Genomic DNA, 19,777 nt, shown 5'->3' on the forward strand with positions numbered 1-19,777 from the left:
CAATGAGTGAGATAACTCAAAGCGCTGCAGAGCAACCAATCGATGAATTGGTTAGCTGGGTAAAGCAGCACGATTTCTCATTGAACCTGACGACAGAGCGGCTTGCGTTCCTTATCGCTATCGCAGTACTGAGCAATGAAAGGTTTGATGAAGAATTAGGTGAGGGGGAGTTACATGACGCGTTCTCCATCGTCACTCGTATGTTTGAAGAGACAGGTGAAGCTTCGGCTTTTCGTGCTAATAACGCGATCAATGAACTGGTTAAGCAGCGATTGGTGAGCCGATTTACCAGTGAAGTAACCGAAGGTGTCAGCATCTACCGTTTATCGCCACTGGCGATTGGTATCACCGATTATTATGTTCGCCACCGCGAATTTTCGAAACTGAAACTCTCCATCCAGCTCTCCATGGTGGCGGATGAAATGGCAAAAGCCATAGAGGCGGCGCAAAAAGGCGGCACACCTGGACACTGGAAAAAGAATGTATACGGGGTGTTGAAGTATTCCGTCGGTGAAATATTTGACCGAATCGACCTTAACCAACGAGTAATGGATGAGCAGCAGCAGTCCGTTAAGCAGCAGATAGCCGAGCTCTTGAACAAAGATTGGCGTGAAGCGATCAACAATTGTGAGTCATTACTTTCTGAAACCTCCTCCACATTGCGTGAACTGCAAGATACATTGCAAGCCGCGGGAGACGAGCTTCAAACGCAGATCCTCGATATCCAAGAAATCGTTTATGGTTCTTCTGAACTTGAGTTTATCGAAGAAACCTTATTTGGTTTACAGATGAAGCTTGATCGCATTACAAGTTGGGGTCAACAAGCTATTGACCTGTGGATTGGTTATGACCGTCACGTGCATAAATTTATCCGTACCGCGATAGATATGGATCAAAACCGAGCATTCAGCCAGCGCTTACGTCAATCAGTGAATGACTATTTTGATACGCCTTGGCATCTCACTTATGCTGATGCTGAACGCTTGACGGATCTTCGTGATGAAGCTTTGGTCTTAAGAGACGATGAAGTGATGGGGCAAGTGCCGCTTGAAGTGGAATATGAAGAATTCAAACAGGTCAATGATCAGCTTTCAGAGCGTATCGGCCAGATGCTAAAAGGTCATAAAGACCAAGGCATGCCGATAGACCTAGGATTGGTGTTGAGAGATTACTTAGCCGCTCATCCTCATACTCATCATTTTGATTTAGCAAGAATTGTTGTCGACCAAGCGGTACGACTCGGTTATTCCGAACATGATTACCGAGCGATTCAACCCGACTGGCAAGCGATCAACGATTTTGGCGCAAAGGTACAAGCAAATGTTATCAACAGATATTAATGAATACATGCCAGAAAACTTGGCAAAAGCAATTACGAATCCCCTTTTCCCTGCATTAGATAGCCAGCTTCGTGCCGGTCGCCATGTTTCTAGTGACGATTTAGATAATCACGCATTCCTATCGGACTTTGAGCCTGATTTAGCGTTGTTTTATCAACGTTATAATACTGAATTAGTAAAAGCGCCCGAAGGTTTCTTTTATTTGCGTCCTCGTTCAACGGCATTGATTAACCGAAGTGTGTTATCTGAGTTAGATATGCTCGTCGGAAAAGTACTGTGCTTCCTTTATTTGAGCCCAGAGCGTTTAGCGCATGAAGGCATATTCACCAATCAAGAATTGTATGAAGAGCTGCTATCACTTGCTGATGAGAAAAAGCTAATGAAGCTCGTGACCAACCGAGCAAGCGGCTCTGACTTAGACAAAGAAAAGCTGTTTGAAAAAGTGCGTACATCTCTGCGTCGCTTGCGACGTTTAGGCATGATCATCAATTTAGGTGATACCAATAAATTCCGTATCAGCGAAGCGGTATTTCGCTTTGGTGCTGACGTGCGCGTTGGTGATGACATGCGTGAAGCACAATTGCGTTTGATTCGTGATGGTGAAGCTGTGGTGCACAGCCAGGAACCAAACCAACGCAGCTTATTAGATAATGAACAAGAAATAGAAGAACAAGATGTTAACGAGCAAACAGAGTGGGAAGGTGAAGAATGATTGAACGAGGTAAGTATCAATCACTAACCATGATCAATTGGAACGGCTTCTTTGCTCGTACTTTTGATATTGATGGTTTGGTTACCACATTATCTGGCGGTAACGGTGCGGGTAAATCGACTACCATGGCAGCCTTTATTACTACGTTAATTCCAGACCAAAGTTTGCTCCACTTCAGAAACACAACCGAAGCCGGTAGCTCACAAGCTTCTCGTGACAAAGGTTTATACGGCAAGCTGCAAGCCGGAGCTTGTTATGCGGCGTTAGATGTTGTCAACTCGCGCAAGCAGCGCCTTTTGTTTGCGGTGAAACTGCAACAAGTGGCGGGGCGTGATAAAAAAGTTGATATCAAACCTTTTGTTATTCAAGGTTTACCGAGCCATATCAAACCGACCGATGTGCTAATCGAAAGTGTTTCCGACAACCATGCGCGCGTGCGTCAAATCAACGAAGTTAAAGATATTGTGGCAAAAATTGAGGGGGCGCATTTTAAAGCGTTCAATTCAATTGTTGACTACCATGCACAGATGTTTGAATTCGGTGTTGTGCCGAAAAAACTGCGTAACAGTAGCGACCGTTCAAAATTCTATCGTTTGATTGAAGCGTCATTATACGGTGGTATTTCGAGTGCAATTACGCGTTCATTGCGTGACTACCTATTGCCACAAAACGGCGGCGTTAAAAAAGCATTCCAAGATATGGAATCGGCTTTACGTGAAAACCGCATGACGTTGGAAGCCATCAAAACCACGCAAGCTGATCGTGATCTCTTCAAGCATTTAATTACAGAATCAACCAATTACGTGGCGGCTGATTATATGCGTCACGCTAACGAACGCCACAAGAAACTAGGGCAAACTTTAGCGTTACGCAGTGAACTGTTTGGTTCGCGTCATACTTTGATTGAACAAAACAATCTGCTCAATCGCGTACAGGAAGAGTTAGAGTTATTGGTTGAACAAGAATCCGCGTTAGAGCAAGACTACCAAGCGGCTTCTGATCACTTACAACTGGTGCAAAATGCACTGCGTCAGCAAGAAAAAATTGAGCGCTACCAAGAAGATTTAGAAGAGCTCAGTATTCGTCTTGAAGAACAGATGATGGTGGTAGAGGAAGCGCGGGAGCGCGTTTTAATGGCCGAAGAACAAGCCACCATTTCTGAAGATGAAGTGGATAGCTTGAAAAGCCAGCTTGCTGATTACCAACAAGCGTTGGATGTGCAGCAAACTCGTGCGCTGCAATACCAGCAAGCCGTTCAGGCATTAGATAAAGCTATGCAGCTTTTAGGCGATGACAATTTAACGCCAGACAACGCATCCGCATTGGTGAATGAACTTAAGCAGCAGCAAGATAGCAATACCACGACCTTGCTTGCATTAAAGCATAAGTTGGATATGTCTTCCGCAGCCGTTGAGCAGTTTGATCATGCGTTGAAATTGGTGCAAGGTATTGTTGGTGTTATTCCACGTAGTGATGCTGCTGCACAAGCAAAATTGGTTATCCAGCAAGCACGTGATGCCGAACAGATTTGCCAAAATGAACAGCAATGGTATGCGCAGCAACGAGACTTAGAGCGTCGCTTGAATCAACAGCAAACAGCGCGTGAGCTCGTAGCCGGTTACCAAAAGCAGCACCAAGTTGAATTACTTGATGAGCAAATGCTGGAACAAGAGCACGAACGCCACGCTGCGTTGATCGAGTCATTAGAATATGCTCAAGAAGAACTTCGTGAACAGCGCAGTGAACAGCGCCGTTTAGAGCAAGATAAACAGGCTGAAATTCAACGTTTAGAGTCGATTGCACCAACGTGGATTGCAGCAAACGATGCACTTGAAACATTGCGTGAACAAAGCGGTGCCGAGCTACAAGATAGCCAGTCGGTTATGGCACACATGCAGCAAGTACTTGAGCTCGAAAAAGCGCAGTCCATCGCCAAAGATAAACTGGCCGAGCGTCGAGCTCAATTGGATAGTGAAATTGAAAGGTTAGCATCACCAGGTGGTTCAAACGACCCGCGTTTAAAAGGGTTGGCTGATACTTTAGGTGGGGTCTTACTTTCAGAAATTTATGATGACATCACCCTCAGTGATGCGCCGTATTTCAGCGCCATGTATGGTCCAGCTCGGCACGCGATTGTTGTGTCTGATCTTTCTGGCATCAAAGAGAAGCTGATTGAGTTAGATGATTGCCCAGAAGATCTTTACATCATAGAAGGCGATATCGATGCATTTGATGACAGCTCATTTAATGCCGATGAATTGGAAGGTGCGGTTTGTGTTCAGCTAAATGATCGCCAGATGCGTTATTCTCGCTTCCCTGAAATCCCATTATTTGGTCGAGCAGCGCGAGATCAGCGTTTGGAATTGCTGCGTAACGAGCGCGAAGATGTACTAGAAGCGCATGCAAAAGCAGCGTTTGATTCACAAAAACTGCAACGTCTTTACCAAAGCTTTAATGACTTTGTGGCGAAACATATTCAGGTAGCCTTCAATGCCGACCCTGAGCAAGCACTACAAATCGCGCGTGAACAACGAAATCAAGTAGCCCGTGTTTTGGCTGACTTAGAAGCAAAAGAGCAGCAGCAACGTAGCCAACTGCAGCACAGTAAACAAGCGTTAACTCTGCTTGATAAACTTGCTCCAAGTATGTTGCTGATTGAAGATGACGCCCTGCAAGCGCGTTTTGATGAATTGGAAGAAAAGATCAGCCATTTGTCTGCCGCCAAAGCATTTTTAAGTGCTCACCGCAAAACGATAGCTGAGCTAGAAAACATTGCTTCTTCTTTAGATACTGATCCTGAACAGTTTGAAGAACTGACCGTTCAATATCAACAAGCGGATCAAGCGCTGCAAACGTTAAAAGTGCAGATTTTTGCATTGTCAGATGTGGTTGAGCGTCGTCATTACTTTAGTTACTCCGATTCTGTTGACCTTCTTAGCAAGAGCAGTGAATTGAGTGAGCAGCTTAAAGCTAAGCTGGTTGATGCTGAAAATGCTCGAACTCGTACTCGTGATGAGCTAAAACAATCGCAAAGCCAAATGAACCAATATAATCAAGTATTGGCTTCGTTAAAAAGTTCACATCAAGCCAAGCTTGAAACGGTTCAAGAGTTCAAACAAGAGCTGCAAGAGTTCGGTGTACATGCCGATGAAGGTGCGCAAGAGCGCGCACAACGTCGCCGCGATGAATTACAAGAACGTTTGCATAGTTCTCGTTCACGTAAGAGCGAATACGAACGCACTATTACCTCAACCGATCTTGAGATGAAAGCGTTAGTTAAGCGTTTAAAGAAAGTACAAAAAGAGTACCAAGACCTACGTACTTTTGTAGTCAATGCAAAAGCAGGGTGGTGCAGTGTACTGCGTTTAGCGCGTGAAAATGATGTAGAGCGTCGCTTGCATAAGCGCGAGCTAGCCTATTTATCAGCCGACGAGCTGCGTTCTATGTCTGATAAATCATTAGGTGCACTGCGTTTAGCCGTGGCGAATAATGAAGATTTACGTGATGCCCTTCGCTTGTCTGAAGATAACGCGCACCCAGAGCGTAAAGTCTTGTTCTATATTGCGGTCTACCAACATCTACGTGAACGTATCCGCCAAGATATCATCCGAACGGATGATCCTGTCGAAGCGATTGAAGAGATGGAAGTGGAGCTTGCCCGCTTAACGGAAGAGCTGACTCAGCGTGAAAACCGATTGGCAATCAGCTCTGAATCCGTGGCGAGTATTATTAAGAAAACTATCCAACGTGAACAAAACCGTATTCGCATGTTGAACCAAGGTTTATCGAACATTAACTTTGGTCAAGTGAATGGAGTTCGCCTCAATGTAAAAGTGCGTGAGAGTCATGAAATTTTACTAGCAGGCTTAGCCGAGCAGCAAAATCAGCACAAAGATCTGTTTGAGAGTGCGCGTTATACATTCTCGGAAGCAATGGCTAAATTGTTCCAGCGTGTTAATCCACACATTGATATGGGGCAGCGTTCACCACAAGTATTGGGTGAAGAACTGTTAGATTATCGTAATTACTTAGAACTGAGTGTTGAAGTTAACCGTGGATCTGACGGTTGGTTACAAGCTGAATCAGGTGCACTTTCAACTGGTGAAGCTATTGGTACTGGCCAGTCGATTTTGCTGATGGTTGTCCAAAGTTGGGAAGAAGAATCACGACGTCTACGTAGTAAAGACATTGTGCCTTGTCGTTTATTATTCTTAGATGAAGCAGCCCGTCTGGACACTAAGTCTATTTCGACCTTGTTTGAACTGTGCGACCGCTTAGACATGCAATTGTTGATAGCCGCGCCAGAAAATATCAGCCCAGAAAAAGGCACAACCTACAAATTAGTACGTAAAGTGTTTAAAGATCACGAGCACGTGCATGTGGTTGGTTTACGTGGTTTTGGACAAACGGAAAAGCCTAAGTCAGAAGCGCAACAGATGGCTGAAATGCTGTAACTTACTGCGGTAGAAATTGCTAATCATCAAAACCCAATGTATGTCTATGCATTGGGTTTTTTATTGATGGTTATATCTGGCTTGGTAAGATTTGTGAGAGATTATGACAACATGATTTATTGTGAATCGATGTCACGCTTTTCAATCTTAAGCAATAAAGCTAATCAATTCACTCATTTCTTCACGTATGATCGACGCAATTTTTGATACATCGGGTGGTTGTAATGTTTAAGAAAACCTTATTAGTGACGTCGATAGCGGCGACTTCTTTTATTAGCTCTTTCGCTATAGCGGCAGAAAATGTGGATTTGCTCATTACCAATGCAACGGTATTGACGATGGATAACGATAAGAAAGTTTATCCAAACGGGTTGGTTGCTGTTAAAGAAAATCAAATCGTTGCGGTGAGTGATGGTCGCGATATTGACCAATACAAAGCGCTGCAAACCATTGATGCCGAGGGTGATATCGTAATGCCCGGTCTAATCAATACGCATACTCATGTCTCGATGACGGTGTTCCGCTCTCTTGCAGACGATGTGCCGGATCGTTTGCATCGATATATATTCCCACTCGAAGAAAAACTGGTATCACCGGATATGGTGCGTATTGGCGCTCAGCTCGGCAATGTAGAAATGCTCAAAGGTGGTGTGACTACTTATGCTGATATGTATTACTTTGAAGATGAAGTGGCCAAGACGGTCGATAAAATTGGTATGCGAGCGGTGTTAGGTCAGACGGTCATCCAATTCCCCGTAGCTGATGCGCGTAATGCCGAAGAGGGCATTCAATATGCACTTAACTTTATTGAACAATATAAAGATCACCCGCGAATTACGCCTGCCTTTGCTCCGCATGCACCGTATACCAATACCACTGAAATCTTACAGAAAATCACTCAGTTATCGCTCAAACATCAAGTGCCCGTTCTGATTCATCTTGCTGAGTCTGATCGCGAAGACCAAGTGATTGCTGAGCGTAGTGGTGGCAAAAGCCCTGTGGCTTATATGGCTGATATTGGAGCATTAACCCCTAACTTAGTGGGGGCGCATGTTATTAATGTCTCAGACAGTGATATTGAATTGCTGAAGAAACATGATGTAGGTATTGCCCACAACATGAGTGCCAATATCAAATCTGCGAAAGGGGTATCACCTGCACTAAAAATGTTTGATGATGGATTACGTATCGGGCTAGGGACCGATGGACCAATGTCAGGCAACACATTAAGTACAATGGATGAACTGAACCAAGTGGCGAAAGTGCATAAACTAGCGAATAAAGATCGCGCAGCAATGCCGCCAATTAAAGTGGTTGAGATGGCAACAATTGGTGCGGCGCGAGCTCTACACATGGAAGATAAAATTGGTTCGCTTGAAGTTGGTAAGCAGGCCGATATTATCGTCATTGATACTAAAGCGCCGAACATGGTGCCTGTATATAACCCTTATTCTGCCTTAGTTTATTCTGCGTACGCGACCAATGTTAAGCACTCCATTGTTGATGGTAAGCTATTGATGAAAGATAGAGAAGTATTGACGGTTAACGAAGACGAGATTCGTCAGGAAGCGCTAACGTTTGCCGATAAGGTGCGTAAAACAGTCATCGAAAGTGGCAATGTGGTTCAATAACACTCCACTACTGTGGGCTTATTTATGAAAATGGGTGGTAATGTGAAAGATGCACATTACCACCCATAATTTTTCAGTTAAACAATCAATCCATGAGTGCTTATGTGAATGCCATCATGCACGAAGTGCTTGAGCATTAGTCGACCAACTCTCCAGTACCAAAATGTTTGGCTGCATAAATCACACGTTCTTCGGCACTTGGGTAAATAAGAGGTGAGCCCAAACCTTCAATATGTTGTAAGCGTGGAAGTAGGCCTGCACCATTTGCAATTTGTATCGCAAGACCTGGGCGTGCATTGAGCTCTAGAACCATAGGCCCTTCTTCTTTATCCAACACCATATCTGTACCCATATAGCCAAGGCCTGTCATTTCCCATGCACTGGATGCAAGTGTGAGTAGCTTTCTCCAATGAGGTACTTGCAATGTTGCTAGCTCTTTTCCGGTATCGGGATGTTCAGTAATAGGTAAGTTAAATTGCACTGCGCGCACAGCTTTGCCAGAGGCGATATCGATACCAACCCCAACAGCACCTTGGTGCAAGTTTGCTTTACCATCTGAAGCCGAAGTCGATAGGCGCATCATTGCCATTACGGGATAGCCTTTAAATACGATGATGCGAACATCAGGAACACCTTCGTAGCTAAAGCCGTCAAAGCAGTCATCAAACTTAATCAAGTTTTCGACAACCGCTACATCGTTCTTGCCACCCAAAGAAAACAGACCAGCTAAGGCATTACTAATATGACGCTCAACATCTTCTTCATTGATACTTGTACCCGATGGTTTGGTATAAACGCCATCTTTGTGTGAGGTGATTACTAAAATCCCTTTGCCGCCACTGCCTCGCGCAGGTTTTATAACAAAACCCGGCCAGCCTTTGACCATATTATGGATACGTTTTACATCGGCTTGATTGCTGATCACACCAATCAACTTAGGTACGGTACATCCCGCTCGTTCAGCAATCAATTTGGTTTGCAGTTTATCGTCAACCAGTGGATATTTTGAGCGATCATTGTATCGACCAATATAACTGTGGTTACGTTTATTCATACCCATAATGCCTTTACGGCGTAACTTAAGTGGCGAGGTGTATTCTGATAGTGAAAACATCCTTTAGTCCTCGGCTAGTGGTTTAAAGCGACGAAGTTCACTTAAGCGGTATCCTGTGTAAGTCCCTAGTAACAAAATAGCGGCCAACACGATAAGTTGTAATCCGATAAAGTTAAATGTTAAATGCTGCACGTATGAGTTAGTCATACCGAGGTAGATTAATACCGAAGTGAAAAGGGAGCCTCCGCCTTGTAAAAGAACCTCTTTTGCTCCTTCTTCTTCCCATAGAATCGACATACGTTCGATTGTCCAAGAAAGAATGATCATCGGGAAGAAGGTAATGGATAAACCCTCAGTTAAACCGATCTTAAAGGCCACTACCGTAAAGACGGAAATGATCATAATAACCGTAATGATTACGGCTGAAATCCTGGCCACTAACAGCAAGTTCAATTTCGATAAATAGCTGCGAATGATTAAACCAGTTCCGACAATCAACAAGAAACCGACGATACCGGTTAATAGCTGAGTTTGGACAAAAGAAACGGCGATCAGTACCGGCATAAAGGTACCTGATGTTTTCAAGCCAATAATTACGCGTAAAAAGACAACAATAAGCGCACCAATGGGGATCAGCATGATAGTTTTAAACATCGCTTGCTCTTCAAGGGGCAAGCTGTGAATGGAGAAGTTTAAAAGCTTGTCGGCTTCAATTTTGTTATTGGTTGCCGTTTGTGATGACACTTCTTGCGAGAGCATTGTGAAGTGAACTTGGCTATTTTGACCGCCGATGACATCAAGTAGAGATACGTTCGACTCGTCCCAAACCAATAGGTTTGGATGGGTTGGCTGAGTTCCTGTTTCAGGGTTAAATAACAGCCACTGTTTGCCATTCCATATTTGATTCATGTGTTGAATCATTTGGCGTCGACGACCATCCTCCAAAGTAATAACACCAACGACTTTGTTTGGAATCTGAGCATAAGAAAGCAATTTTTCCGTCGCCTCAACTTTGGTCATTGTATTCAAAAGCAATGATGAGTTTTGGCTATCAGTATCGTTGAGTGCTTTGATTAATTCTCTGGTGAAAGTGATATCGTCTGCCGAACGTCGGTTTGCTTGCTCAATTAAGGCTAGCGCTGCGGCTTCTTCTGGACCATTAAAGGTCGGTTTAACCACCGCTTCATCCGTAGGAGGAATTGAGTCGCTATCAGCTTGCGGATCCACCAAAAATTGAGCTTTGTAATAAATAGTTTGTGGACCTTCAGCTTTACGAATCGACCATTCTGCGCGTCGGCCTGTGTCAGTTGTAATGTAGGATACGCCGTAACCCGGGGATGATGAGGACTCATTAATTAAGGTGTAGCCGTCCTGTGTATGAGGTACAGCTAACGAAACTTTCGCCTCTTTATCCATGGCGGTAAATTCGACTCTAGCTTCAATATCCCAAACTTGGCGAGTTTCTCCGGGTGTCCATGGCACCCCATAGGTCTGATGGCGAAATACACTGAGTGTGATGCCTGCCGCTATCAATAAGAATACTGATAGGTAAAATGGAACTCGTGATGTCATAAGTTACCCTAGTTTTATTTAGTTTCCGAGTGGATGTATTGGCGACTGACATCGACCAACGCGATATCTCGAATAAATTCACGACCTAGCAAGATAGGATGACTCATTTGAGAGCGATCAGCTAAAGTGAATTGTGCCTTTTCGTGAATGCTGCCTAGTTTTACCCATAGCTCCACCACCGCACGACGCTCAGTTTCACTATTAGTTGACTGACGAATTTTCACGAAACGAATAATAGGGGACTCGATCCAATTACTATCATCGGTGGGTTTGACACCGTCTGAAAGGTGAAAGCGAACCCAGTTTTTGCCATTGCGTTCAAATTCTTCAATATCAATAGCATTGAGTGATGAAGTTGCTGCTCCCGTATCGACACGAGCATCGAAAGATTGTTTTATCGAGTCTATGGTGACTTTTTCAACCTCACCCAGCACCACGTCAAAGCGAGACTTTTGAATTGATTGAGTTTTGAGATTCGGTGCTGATTTTTGTGAGACGGATACTGAATCGTTTTGCTGAGTTGACGCGCTGAGCGTTTTTATCTTCGCGATTTTTTGGTCGAGTTTCGAGATTTGTTCCTCGAGGTTCTCGATATAATCGTTCTGGTTACTTAACTGAAGTTCCAGATTGCCCATCGTATTGTTGAGGTTAGATTCAGACGTTTGAATCGCTGCTAGGGTAGCTTGATGGTATTGTTCGCCATTGGTCAGTGCGCAGCCTGACAGTAAAGCAATCGCAGCAACGGGTGCTATTCGCTTAAACATTTGCGACCTTATTTTGTTTGGTGGATAAGTGCTTGTAAACCCAAGTTTAGCCCATAAAAAAGGATGCGTGAAGCACCCTTAGGCAAGGTTAGTGTTATACATACCACAAAGCGTTAAAACTGTGTCAATTATGGCTTTTTAGCGACAAGAATGGCACGTCTTGGCGCAGGGTAACCTTCAACCGTTTTTGTTGGATCGTTAGGGTCAAGATAATCCGGCAGTGAATTATGTGTCATCCACTGCGTGGTTCGCTGCTCACCCACCGAGGTGACATTTTCATCGACGATACGAACATCCTCAAATCCACATTTTTCTAGCCACATTTTAAGCGCTTTAGCGGAAGGGAAGAAGTAGACGTTACGCATCTGTGCATAGCGGTCAACGGGAACTAAAACCGCATTTTCGTCACCTTCAATAACCAAGGTTTCAAGGATCAACTCTCCGCCAGAGACCAATTGGTTTTTTAATTGAATAAGATGATCTAATGGTGAACGTCGATGGTAAAGCACGCCCATGCTAAATACCGTATCGAACGCATTGAGCTCAGGCAATTGCTCTATCCCTAACGGCAGTAAATGTGCTCGTTGATCGTCGCCCAGTAACTTTCGCACCGCCTCAAACTGCACCAAGAAAAGGTGAGATGGGTCAATACCCACGCATAAACGAGCACCTTCGCCAAGCATGCGCCACATGTGATAACCGTTGCCACAGCCGACATCCAAAACGGAGCGATTATTAAGTGGTGAAATGTGCGGCAATACGCGATCCCACTTCCAATCAGAGCGCCACTCTGTATCAATATGGATATCATGCAGAGTGTATGGTCCTTTACGCCATGGGTGAAAAGTCTTAAGTAAGCTTTCCAGTTTTTTTTGCTCACCAATTTCAAGGGGTGAACTATTCGATAGAGTGACTGAATCTTTCAGATCAATATTATCGGGTATTCCCGCAGGGATCTTGTTGAGCGCTCGTACCCAGCGGTCAAAGTCACCATGTTCAGCGTTTTGCCAGTCCGTCAATTGCTGTGGCAAAATGTTCAGCCAAGGTTGAAGACGAGTATCTTGGGCGATCAGTTGATAAAAATTGGCAAAGTTAAACATTGTACAAGGTATTCCTAGCGTTGGGTAAAAGCCCTAAAGACGGCGTAGAGATGGATACTCACACCGTTAGAGAGAATGGGGTAAACATTAAGCTATTTAATGGCGAACATTGAGCCAAAATTGAAGCACTGAAACCAGACTTCGAAGCTTGAAAAACCAATTTGCTCAAAGCGTGTTTTGTGAGCGGTGATAGAGTCAGGACGCATCACATTTTCAATCGCACTGCGTTTTTGACTGATTTCAAGTTCGCTATAACCATTAGCACGCTTAAAATCATGGTGTAAATCTATCAAAAGTTCATGAGCCGTTTCGTCTTCAAACACATATTTCTCAGATAAAATCAGTATGCCACCGGGGCGAAGGCCCGCGTAGATCTTTTCAAGCAGCGCCAAACGATCTTCAGGCGACAAAAATTGCAGAGTGAAATTGAGCACAACAACAGAGGCATCGCTGATTTCAATTTCTCGAATATCGGCTTCGATTACCTCCACTGGCGTGTCAGAACGGTAGGCGTTGATGTGCAGTTTGCAGCGTTCAACCATTGCAGGAGAATTATCAACCGCAATAATTTTGCAACCTTCTTGCTTGATATGGCGACGCATTGAGAGTGTTGCTGCGCCTAGCGAACAACCCAGATCGTAGATCGTCGAATGAGGTTTTACAAAACGTTCAGCTAGCATCCCAATGGCAGAGATTATGTTGCTGTACCCCGGCACAGAGCGTTGGATCATGTCTGGGAATACTTCAGCAACACGTTCATCAAACGTGAAATCACCAATTTTATCGATCGGAGCAGAAAAGATGATGTCTTTATGGCTCATGGGTTTACCTCACGGCGGCTAGCAAAAGGGCAATGGTTATTCTAATACCCCAAAAAAGGCGCGTATTTTATGAGAAAACCATGCGTCTGTCATTAATCTCAAGCAGTAACTTTAAAACATGGTGATTTGGTGGTTATTTTTCTGTGCAGGAAATGAAGCCAGTTTGGGCAGCGTAATCTGCTGTTGAAGTTGTTGGTAGAGCTTTAAGGCAAGCTGCGGAGCTTCGACATTATCTGGCGTATGTATCATTAAGTAAGGCTGCTTACCTTGTGCAATCCATTGTGGCAACTTAGCCATCCAAGGGGTAAAAAAGGGCAGGTTAGCCTCTAATTCAGGGTGGCCAATAAAGCGAACCATTGGTTTATCCGCAGTGCTAATCGCATGGACCGGTATTTTTGGTTTCTTTTTGTGGGCATCAATAATGGCTTCTGTCGTCGGTTTTGCCGCAAAAACAGGGCGACTATCCATAATGATCCGATTGGCGTTGGTTTCCAATAACCATTGATTCAATTGTTTCTCAGCTTCCCCTTTGGCAAAAAATTCAAGGTGTCGTACTTCAATGCCCAAAGGGAAATTGGCAGGGAAATAGGTGCAGAACCTTTTTAAACTAGCGATATGTTGCGGGCCGAAAGCTGCGGGTAATTGAATAGTCCAAAGGCCGACGCGATGATGTAATGGCTCCATTAACGTCATGAACGTTTTGAGTTGATCCTGACAACCATTCAGCATGTATTGGTGAGTAATGGCCTTTGGCAATTTAAAAGTAAAACGAAAGTGATCACTGGTTGCGGCTTTCCAGTTTTGCACCGTATTGGCAGAGGGTGATGCATAGAAGGTGGTATTGCCTTCGACGGTATGAAATACGCTGGCATACTTTTCTAGCCGTTGTGCTGCTTGGGTGCCAGAACCATAGAATCCGCTTTGCCATCTAGGGTGCGACCAAAGAGTGAGCCCCAGTCGTAGTGGTAAATCTGCCATAACTACCTTTTATTCACTTTTAAAAGAATTACTCTACGAGAGTTTTGATGATTTGGATATTTTAACGCTATAATCAGCTCCAATTTTTCGGTTGTATGACTATTTTGGTTGATTATTGGCCTAAAAAGCAGCAACGCTTGATAAAACACAACAAATTGTATTCTGGAAGGTCGATTTTGCGCATCTTTCAGCGTATAAATGGAACTTTGCGCTGCCGAGACATTGAAGCTCAGTAGCTTAGAATTGATAACTAATTAGAGATTGGGAAATTCATTATGCGTAGCCATTATTGTGGTCACCTGAACAAGTCCCTCGCAGGACAAACTGTAGAGTTGTGCGGCTGGGTTAATCGCCGTCGTGATTTAGGCGGTCTTATTTTTGTTGATATGCGAGATCGTGAAGGCATCGTTCAGGTGGTGGTTGATCCGGATATGGCCGATGTATTTGAAGTTGCCAACCAACTGCGTAATGAGTTCTGCATTAAGTTGACTGGTGAGGTTCGCGCTCGTCCTGAAAGCCAAATCAATAAAGATATGGCAACGGGTGAAGTTGAAATTCTAGCAACGGGTCTTGAAATCATTAACCGTTCAGATGTACTGCCTCTCGATTTCAACCAAAAGAACTCTGAAGAGCAGCGTTTAAAATATCGCTATCTTGACCTACGTCGTCCAGAAATGAGTGATCGCATTAAACTGCGTGCTAAAGCATCAAGCTTCGTTCGTCGTTTCTTAGATGAAAATGGCTTCCTTGATATTGAAACACCTGTGCTTACCAAAGCGACACCAGAAGGTGCGCGTGATTACTTAGTGCCAAGTCGTGTTCACAAAGGCAGCTTCTATGCATTGCCACAATCTCCTCAGTTGTTTAAGCAATTGCTGATGATGTCTGGTTTTGACCGTTACTACCAAATCGTAAAATGCTTCCGTGACGAAGATTTACGTGCTGATCGCCAACCAGAATTTACTCAAATCGATATTGAAACGTCATTTATGAGCGCCGATCAAGTGCGTGAAGTGACGGAAAAAATGGTTCGTAACATGTGGCTTGAGCTACTAAATGTAGACTTAGGTGATTTCCCTGTGATGCCGTATAGCGAAGCGATGCGTCGTTTTGGTAGCGACAAACCGGATCTACGTAACCCATTAGAGCTTGTCGATGTTGCAGATCTAGTTAAAGATGTTGATTTTAAAGTATTCTCAGGCCCTGCAAACGATGAAAAAGGCCGCGTAGCGGTTATCCGTGTTCCTGGTGGCGCTGCATTGACTCGTAAGCAAATTGATAGCTATGCTGAGTTTGTTGGTATTTATGGTGCGAAAGGTTTGGCATGGATGAAGGTCAACGACCGCGCTGCAGGTATGGAAGGTGTTCAATCTCCAGTCGCGAAATTCCTTTCTGAGGACGTGGTAAACGGTATTTTAGATCGCACACAAGCAGAGTCTGGCGACATCATTCTATTTGGCGCGGACAAGGCAAACGTTGTTTCTGAAGCATTGGGTGCACTACGTTTGAAGTTGGGTAAAGACCTAGAGATCACCAATGACAAAGCATGGGCACCGTTATGGGTTGTTGATTTCCCAATGTTTGAGGAAGATGACGAAGGCAACCTACATGCTATGCACCACCCGTTCACATCGCCATTGAATTTAACGGCTGAAGAGCTGAAAGCTAACCCTGCGGTTGCTAACTCTAATGCTTATGACATGGTTCTAAACGGTTATGAAGTTGGCGGCGGTTCGGTACGTATTCACAATGCAGAAATGCAATCAACCGTTTTCGATATCCTTGGTATCGATGAAGCTGAGCAAAAACTGAAATTTGGTTTCCTTCTAGACGCACTGAAATTCGGTACGCCACCGCATGCAGGTCTTGCCTTTGGCCTTGACCGTCTTGTGATGTTGTTGTGTGGGACCGAGAATATTCGTGATGTGATCGCCTTCCCTAAAACGACCGCTGCAGCGTGTCTGCTAACAGATGCTCCAAGCCTAGCGAACCCAGCTTCGCTGCAAGAGTTGGCTATCGCTGTTACCGCAGCCAAAGAAAAAGCTGAATAAAAATAGTGAGTAGGGTGGCGAAAGTCACCCTCTTTATTTTTGGTTGGTTATAAAGCAACCTCGTAATTTGAGTGAGCATGTCTCTCTCGCCAATTGACTTAGTGACAGGAACCTTTCTTTTGGCTCAAATGTATTTCTACTACTCTGCGATGAATGCAGGGAAATCCACAACACTTCTGCAATCTTCATTTAATTATCAAGAACGTGGCATGACGCCGGTCATTTTCACGGCGGCGATCGACGATCGTTTTGGTGTTGGAAAAGTAAGCTCACGTATTGGTTTAGAATCTGATGCTCAATTATTTCATGCTGAAAGTAATCTTTATCAAGAAATTGAAGCATTGAATAAACAGCAAAAGCGCCACTGTATCTTGGTCGATGAGTGCCAATTCTTATCCAAAGAGCAGGTGTATCAATTAACTGAAGTGGTCGATAAACTACACATTCCCGTACTTTGCTACGGCTTACGCACGGATTTCCTTGGTGAGTTGTTTGAAGGCAGCAAGTATTTGCTTTCTTGGGCCGATAAGCTGGTGGAATTGAAAACGATTTGTCATTGTGGCCGTAAAGCCAATATGGTGATCCGAACGGACGAGCATGGTGTCGCGATCGCAGAAGGTGATCAAGTGGCTATTGGCGGTAACGATAAATATGTTTCAGTTTGCCGCGAGCACTATAAAGAAGCGTTAGGCAAATAGCCCTCCTCCTTGAAGCTGTAGTATATCCGTTGGCCCCAACCGCAGTCTTATACAAAGGGAGGTTAGCCTCCCTTTGTATATTTTGGTCAAAGGTTTAATCTCAATAAAGCGTGATACGCTTGCTCGACCTCATCTGGAATAATTTGCTTCGTTTGAAAGCCTTGCTCGGGGTAGGTTTTTATCCTCGAAAAATCTTCAAGTAGGGCAGTTAATGCCACATCTAAAGTGAATTCCTCGTTGAGGTAATCGAAAAACGATTCGCCAGTCGAGGTCACAACCAGTGATTGGTAATGCTCAGGCCATTGTTTTTCGAAAGTCGCAAAGGCTCGGCGTTCCATAAATGGTTTTTGAACCAAAATAATACGCTGTGTTTGTATCGATTTTTGCTGAAGTAGCTCGTGAGTTAATAGCACGTTCTCACCTGAATTTGTGGCGTGAGTTTCGAGTAGAATATGTTCACTCGGTACGCCTGCATCTTTAGCAATAGCGGCGAATGTCTCCGCTTCGCTTTTGTCAAAAAGTCCTTCAGTAAAACGACCCTGGCCACCTGAAAACATTAGGTAAGGTGCCAGTTTTTGATGATATAGAGAGGCCGCATATTCAGCAACACGAATATCATTGCTGCAAAAAACAAGGATAATATCAGCCGGACTGAGTTGTTGCCCCATTTGCATGTATTGCCAGAGCGTTTCGATATGTTGGTATAGATGTTTACTCATGGATCGCGAGTGCCTCTAACGTGTTGCCATAGTGGAATTGATAACCTAATTGTTCGATTTTGTTACTCATTATGCGTTTATCTGCAATGTCGACAATGGGAGGGAGAGGTGAGTTTAATTGTGCGGCATTCAGCGCTGCTTGATAAAACTCGGCTTTACTGACAGTTTGTGGTGTCGTGGCATTCACAATTTGATTCGACAATTTTTCCGCAGCAAAAGTCACCACTCCGACAGCATCCTCCAGATGCAACATATTTGCCGGTGCCAATCGACTGACTTGCGGCAGGCGCGCCGCAAAGCGTGAGGGATGACGATTCGGGCCAATTAACCCACTACAGCGCACGATAACGTAATTAAGATCAGAATCGATCACATATTGTTCGGCTTGGAGCATAATTCGTGCACCATCACTGAAGGCTTCATTTTGTTGTGCCAACAATAATGAGGCATCTTGTTCTAGCATTTCCTTTGCTACGTTAGGGTACACCGATGTAGAACTGACCATAATTATTTTTTTCACATTGGCGAGTTTGGCTTGCTCAACCAAATATTGCCACTGCATGGGGTAGTCTTGCCCTTTTCCTTTTCGTAAGCCCGGCGGAAAACAGCCAATAACAATGTCACTGTGTTGCTGAATAAGGTGTTGGGATAAACTGTGATCGCGCTGAGTTAGATCGCAGCGAAAAGCGTGTAACCTTTTGTCTGTCAGCTCGTCAACACCAGAAAGGGTGGTTCGGCTAGCATAAACATTGTGCGCTTTCGTAGACAGAGTTTGCGCTAAGGGAAGACCTAGCCAGCCTGTACCGATAATCGTTATTGTACTCATGAAACAAGTTCTCCCTAAGTTGTTACATCATTAAATAGAGCTTCTACCTTGACCAACGAGTGGTCGTTTTCTTAAGAAAATGCCAATGGACGAAGTGTCCGAAGAAGTTGCCGCGCGGCTTTGTGAATAGGGTCAGAACTCAATTTTTGATGTTGAATCACGTCGATATTCGTAAACCAAGCTAATTGTTCAAACTCCACCGGAACGCGAACCAGTTTACCACGGGCATGTTCACTTTCCGCGAGGTGAGTTGGCAGTAAGCACCAACCAAGACCATCAATCGCCATCTCTAGCAATAAATAATAATTATCGGCATACCAAATGTCGGGGCTGAGTGCTTGATTGACGCTACTGAACTTATGGTTACGTGAGCGAATAATTAATTGTCGATGAAGCCTAAGCATATCAATATGTGCCGCCTTGTTACGAGCCAGTTCATGTCCAGCAGCGACGTAGACATCAAATTTTATCGAGCCAACACTTTCGAAATCTAAATTGCTGGGTAACACAAATTCACTAAATACGATCCCACAGGTGGCTCTTCCTTGTTCCACCATCTCGATGACGTCAGAACTTGAAGCGCTCAGACACTCTATTTCAATCATCGGAAACTGCAAAGATAACTCGCTAAATAGACGCGGAATACCTTGCAGCGGAATACCTTCGTCCATGGCCAATGAAAATTGTTGATTCGGTGTAGAAGCGAGCAACTTGGCATGGTGGGTTAGGCGTCGATGTTGTTGCAAGGTCGCTTCAGCATAAGGTAACAGCTTTTTACCTTCGGTCGTGAGCTGTGGGTATCGACCGGAACGGTTAAATAAAGTGACGCCACAATCAATCTCAAGGTTCATTATGTGTTGGCTAATCACCGATTGTGCCTTGCCGAGTTGCCGAGCAGCACCTGAAAACGACCCTGAAGTGATCGTTGCAACATAAGCTTCTAATTGTTCAATGCTCAACATATCTATTTAACCGATACTATCTAATTTTTAAGTATCTATAATATAGATGAAAATGACGGCATCAAAAATATCTCAATCAAAAATAAGAGAGATTC

At 44.2% G+C, this 19,777-nt stretch carries 14 protein-coding genes and 2 pseudogenes; 6 read left to right on the forward strand and 10 right to left on the reverse strand.

Annotation, left to right across the window (positions count from 1 at the left end):
• The first annotated feature begins 2 nt into the window (after positions 1-2).
• The 4 genes from mukF to HGG78_RS03995 all read left to right on the forward strand — a co-directional run bounded on the left by mukF (position 3) and on the right by HGG78_RS03995 (position 8,137).
• The gene (gene mukF / locus HGG78_RS03980) at positions 3-1,340 is read left to right on the forward strand and encodes a chromosome partition protein MukF (protein WP_053309971.1); all 1,338 of its coding nucleotides are present in this window, start codon (positions 3-5) and stop codon (positions 1,338-1,340) included.
• The gene (gene mukE / locus HGG78_RS03985) at positions 1,321-2,052 is read left to right on the forward strand and encodes a chromosome partition protein MukE (RefSeq protein ID WP_171980030.1); all 732 of its coding nucleotides are present in this window, start codon (positions 1,321-1,323) and stop codon (positions 2,050-2,052) included. Before mukF ends, mukE begins: the two co-directional genes overlap by 20 nt.
• Positions 2,049-6,506: a chromosome partition protein MukB gene (mukB, locus tag HGG78_RS03990; RefSeq protein ID WP_172532144.1), complete on the forward strand. Its 4,458-nt coding sequence runs from the start codon at positions 2,049-2,051 to the stop codon at positions 6,504-6,506. The genes mukE and mukB overlap by 4 nt, the downstream gene beginning before the upstream one ends.
• Before the next feature lie 224 nt (positions 6,507-6,730).
• Positions 6,731-8,137 carry an amidohydrolase gene (locus tag HGG78_RS03995; protein WP_172532145.1) on the forward strand — a complete coding sequence of 469 codons (1,407 nt, stop codon included), beginning with the start codon at positions 6,731-6,733 and terminating at the stop codon, positions 8,135-8,137.
• 136 nt (positions 8,138-8,273) lie between these two features.
• On the opposite strand, the gene HGG78_RS04000 is transcribed toward HGG78_RS03995, so the two are convergent.
• The 7 genes and pseudogenes from HGG78_RS04000 to HGG78_RS04025 form a co-directional block, all read right to left on the reverse strand.
• The gene (locus tag HGG78_RS04000; protein WP_053309967.1) at positions 8,274-9,251 is read right to left on the reverse strand and encodes an alpha-L-glutamate ligase-like protein; all 978 of its coding nucleotides are present in this window, start codon (positions 9,249-9,251) and stop codon (positions 8,274-8,276) included.
• Positions 9,252-9,254: 3 nt separating this feature from the next.
• Positions 9,255-10,763, reverse strand: a complete 1,509-nt coding sequence (locus tag HGG78_RS04005) for an inactive transglutaminase family protein (protein ID WP_053309966.1) — start codon at positions 10,761-10,763, stop codon at positions 9,255-9,257.
• A gap of 14 nt (positions 10,764-10,777) precedes the next feature.
• Positions 10,778-11,215: pseudogene (locus HGG78_RS19275) on the reverse strand (ATP-dependent zinc protease family protein); the annotation flags it as partial.
• Positions 11,216-11,322: 107 nt separating this feature from the next.
• A pseudogene (locus HGG78_RS19280) lies at positions 11,323-11,527 on the reverse strand (ATP-dependent Zn protease); the annotation flags it as partial.
• A 128-nt stretch (positions 11,528-11,655) separates the two neighbouring features.
• Positions 11,656-12,627, reverse strand: coding sequence for a tRNA 5-methoxyuridine(34)/uridine 5-oxyacetic acid(34) synthase CmoB (gene cmoB / locus HGG78_RS04015; protein ID WP_053309964.1), 972 nt, complete (start codon positions 12,625-12,627; stop codon positions 11,656-11,658).
• Between the two features lie 92 nt (positions 12,628-12,719).
• Positions 12,720-13,448, reverse strand: a complete 729-nt coding sequence (gene cmoA, locus HGG78_RS04020; protein WP_172532146.1) for a carboxy-S-adenosyl-L-methionine synthase CmoA — start codon at positions 13,446-13,448, stop codon at positions 12,720-12,722.
• Between the two features lie 111 nt (positions 13,449-13,559).
• On the reverse strand, positions 13,560-14,426 hold the full coding sequence (locus tag HGG78_RS04025; protein WP_172532147.1) for a DUF72 domain-containing protein: 867 nt from the start codon (positions 14,424-14,426) through the stop codon (positions 13,560-13,562).
• A gap of 275 nt (positions 14,427-14,701) precedes the next feature.
• Here HGG78_RS04025 and aspS point away from each other — a divergent pair, with 275 nt between their 5' ends.
• Together aspS and HGG78_RS04035 are read left to right on the forward strand one after the other, a co-directional pair.
• The gene (gene aspS, locus HGG78_RS04030; protein ID WP_053309961.1) at positions 14,702-16,477 is read left to right on the forward strand and encodes an aspartate--tRNA ligase; all 1,776 of its coding nucleotides are present in this window, start codon (positions 14,702-14,704) and stop codon (positions 16,475-16,477) included.
• Positions 16,478-16,596: 119 nt separating this feature from the next.
• On the forward strand, positions 16,597-17,175 hold the full coding sequence (locus HGG78_RS04035) for a thymidine kinase (RefSeq protein WP_053310443.1): 579 nt from the start codon (positions 16,597-16,599) through the stop codon (positions 17,173-17,175).
• 86 nt (positions 17,176-17,261) lie between these two features.
• Here HGG78_RS04035 and HGG78_RS04040 read toward each other — a convergent pair whose 3' ends face one another.
• From HGG78_RS04040 to HGG78_RS04050, 3 genes are all read right to left on the reverse strand, one after another.
• The gene (locus HGG78_RS04040; RefSeq protein ID WP_172532148.1) at positions 17,262-17,894 is read right to left on the reverse strand and encodes a YdcF family protein; all 633 of its coding nucleotides are present in this window, start codon (positions 17,892-17,894) and stop codon (positions 17,262-17,264) included.
• Positions 17,887-18,720, reverse strand: a complete 834-nt coding sequence (locus HGG78_RS04045; RefSeq protein WP_053309959.1) for an NAD(P)H-binding protein — start codon at positions 18,718-18,720, stop codon at positions 17,887-17,889. The genes HGG78_RS04040 and HGG78_RS04045 overlap by 8 nt, the downstream gene beginning before the upstream one ends.
• Positions 18,721-18,791: 71 nt before the next feature.
• Positions 18,792-19,682: a LysR family transcriptional regulator gene (locus HGG78_RS04050; protein WP_053309958.1), complete on the reverse strand. Its 891-nt coding sequence runs from the start codon at positions 19,680-19,682 to the stop codon at positions 18,792-18,794.
• Between the last annotated feature and the right edge of the window lie 95 nt (positions 19,683-19,777).

This window comes from Vibrio aestuarianus (assembly GCF_012395185.1).
Taxonomy (GTDB): domain Bacteria; phylum Pseudomonadota; class Gammaproteobacteria; order Enterobacterales; family Vibrionaceae; genus Vibrio; species Vibrio aestuarianus.